This window comes from Actinoplanes sp. NPDC051633 (genome assembly GCF_040681735.1).
Classification (GTDB): Bacteria; Actinomycetota; Actinomycetes; order Mycobacteriales; family Micromonosporaceae; genus Actinoplanes.
In genome coordinates this window covers 1-2,498 of sequence record NZ_JBFAZH010001132.1, presented here as the reverse complement: position 1 = coordinate 2,498, position 2,498 = coordinate 1, and the positions used below count along the sequence as shown (strand labels likewise).

At 72.8% G+C, this 2,498-nt stretch carries 4 protein-coding genes; all 4 read right to left on the bottom strand.

Annotated features, from left to right (window positions below; translation table 11 throughout):
- Window positions 1-57: 57 nt before the first annotated feature.
- Window positions 58-831, bottom strand: a complete 774-nt coding sequence (locus AB0M20_RS38000) for a GNAT family protein (RefSeq protein WP_364305701.1) — start codon at window positions 829-831, stop codon at window positions 58-60.
- Window positions 828-1,487, bottom strand: a complete 660-nt coding sequence (locus AB0M20_RS37995) for a DUF2306 domain-containing protein (RefSeq protein WP_364305699.1) — start codon at window positions 1,485-1,487, stop codon at window positions 828-830. Before AB0M20_RS37995 ends, AB0M20_RS38000 begins: the two co-directional genes overlap by 4 nt.
- Window positions 1,484-2,164 (bottom strand): hypothetical protein, encoded by a 681-nt coding sequence (locus tag AB0M20_RS37990; RefSeq protein WP_364305697.1) that lies wholly within the window; start codon window positions 2,162-2,164, stop codon window positions 1,484-1,486. Before AB0M20_RS37990 ends, AB0M20_RS37995 begins: the two co-directional genes overlap by 4 nt.
- A gap of 71 nt (window positions 2,165-2,235) precedes the next feature.
- Window positions 2,236-2,498 (bottom strand): helix-turn-helix transcriptional regulator (locus AB0M20_RS37985; RefSeq protein WP_364305695.1); only part of this gene is annotated, 263 nt, incomplete at its 5' end.

Below are 2,498 nucleotides of genomic sequence, written 5' to 3'. Positions count from 1 at the left end.
GCGGCGGCAGTTGCCTTCGCGGCCGCGCTCGCGGCGAGTCGGTGACGACCAAACTGGTCATCCTCTCCACTCGTCGGCGAGCAGGGCATAGGTGACGGTGTCCAGCCACACCCCGGAGCGGTGCAAAGAGCTGCGGACCGCGTGGGTCTCGCGGCGCATGCCGACGCGTTCCGCCAGGCGCCAGGCGGCTGCGTTGCCGAGGAAGCAGGTCGCGGTGACCCTGCGGACACCGAGATCTCCGAGGCTGTGCCGGAGAAGTCCGCGGACGGCCTCGGTCGCGTACCCGTTGCCGTTGTGTCCGGGGTCGAGCATGCACTCGAGTTCCGCCTGACCGTCCGCTTGTGCCCGGGCGTCGTCACGGCGGAGCAGGAGGTCGCCGATGACTGCGGCGGACGGGTCACGGCCGAGCTGGATCACCACCGTCGCCGCCAGGCGGGTGGGGTCGGCGAAGAGGTCGCGGTGGCCGGCGATGTCGGCGGGACCGCCGGTGAGCCATTCGTTGACGGAGTCGATCTGCCGGTATCTCCACGTCGGATCGGCGTCGTCCGGGCGCGCGGGCCGGAGGGTGAGCCGCCCGGTGTACAGCGGGTGCTCGACGCCCACCGGCGGCGGGGCGCAGTCCGTGGCGCGCAGGTCGAGCAGGGTTGCTCCGATGTCGCGCAGCCGGGCCAGCGTTCCGTGGAGTTGGGCCTGGTCGGCGATCGGACCGGTGAGAGTGCTGGTGCCGTCGCGGTCGCGAGTGAGGGCGAGTCCGTCGAACCACCGGCACCAGTGGTCGTCGAGGTGGCCGTCGACCCGGATCGCATAGGTCGCGGGGACGGAGGCGTTCATCGGAGCGCTCCGGCGCCACGCCGGATGACGAACTCCGCGATCGCGAGATTGATGACCCAGCCGGCGCCCTTCGCGAGGTCGCCCGCGAGGTCGCCGGTGCCGAAGACGGCGCCGCCGATGCCTTCGGTGAAGGCCTGGGTTCCGGCGGCGAGGCCGATGGCGTACGCGCGGATCATCCAGGCGCGGTGCGCGGCGATGTCGTGCCGGCGGACGGCGGTGAATCCGAGGATCAGGCAAGCGGCCATCGCCGAGGCGAACACCAGCCGCAGGACGTAGAGCAGGCCGCCGGTGCCGGACTTCGGTGCGTACAGCAGTGTCATCCCGAGCGCCGACCCGGCGACGGCGAGACCTGCGACGGCGAGGAGACGCCCGGCCCGGCGGTGCCAGCTCAGGTGGCGCCGCCGGATCCGGGGGACGAACTGGAAGGCGCCTGCCAGCACGTAGAGGGCGGCGCCGGCGATGTGCACGACCACCAGTGCCGGTAACCCGGCGAACCGGTCGTCGGCCGCGACCACCGCGGGGCCTCCGGTGAGCTGGGCAACCCGGAATGCGCCGGCGGCGAGCGGGATGGCGCTCAGCGCGATGAGTGCCACCGGGACCAGCAGGCCGGCCGCGCGGCCGGCCGGCCGGTCGGTGACAGCGACGGCGTTGGTCATCGGACTGCGTGCACGCGGGCCGGGCCGGTGCGCACGGTTTCGGCGGACGACTCCCGATGGTTGCGCCAGAGGGAGACGCCGAGGCCGATCAGGGCGACGCCGACCGGGACGGCGAGCGGACGGTTGAACGCTTCCGGGAGTACGGCGAGCGCGGCCGTGGCCACGGTGCCCAGGGCGAGCAGTGCCGCGGCCCAGCGGGCCAGGACGCGGGCTCGGAACAGGGCGATGCCGAAGAGGAGACCGCCGGCGATGTAGCCGAAGCCGGACAGGCTGAGCACGGTCTGCATGCCGCCGATGTCACCGGCCGGCGCGCCGCCGGCGGCGGACACCAGGACGTCGTTGACGTAGCCCGGCTCGGTGCCGGTGAGGCTCGGCAGGACCGCGGCGGCGATGACCTCGACGCTGAACATGGCGAGGTATCCGGCGGCGAAGACCAGGTAGCCGGCCAGGCCGAGCAGCCCGGTCCGGCGGTGTTGCCGCAGGTACATGCCGGTGATCCCGGCGACGGCGAGCGCGGCCATGACGGCCTTGGCGCAGCTGCGCACCACCCATTGCATCGTCTCGGCCGAGGCGGCCGCCATCGGCGGGTGCTTGATCTGCACGGCGATGAAGATGGCTCCGGAGAGGACGGCGGCGGCAGCGGCGGCGCGGGTCAGGCCCGCGGTGGTGATGTTCATGCCCCGAACCGTAGGAAGCGGCATGGTGACGCCACATCATCAGATGATGTGATCGGGTTGGTGATTCGTCGCTAGAACAGACCGAGGTCGGTCGCGCGGCGGACGGCGGCCGGCCGGGTGTTCACGCCGAGCTTGGTGAAGATGTGCCGGGTGTGGGTGCGCAGCGTGTTGACCGAGACGAACAGCCGGCGCGCGATGTCCGGTCCACTCAGGTCGGAGGCCAGCAGCCGGAGCACCTCGATCTCCCGGCCGCTCAGCCCGTCGTCGCCGGTGGGAGCGACGACGGCCGCGGGGCCGGGGACCGCCAGGAGATCGCCGGCCCGGCCGGCGCCGG

Excerpts from the sequence above, each read along its gene's own strand:
- AB0M20_RS38000 (WP_364305701.1), bottom strand. The coding sequence starts at position 831 with ATGAACGCCTCCGTCCCCGCGACCTATGCGATCCGGGTCGACGGCCAC.
- AB0M20_RS37995 (WP_364305699.1), bottom strand. The coding sequence starts at position 1,487 with ATGACCAACGCCGTCGCTGTCACCGACCGGCCGGCCGGCCGCGCGGCC.
- AB0M20_RS37990 (WP_364305697.1), bottom strand. The coding sequence starts at position 2,164 with ATGAACATCACCACCGCGGGCCTGACCCGCGCCGCCGCTGCCGCCGCC.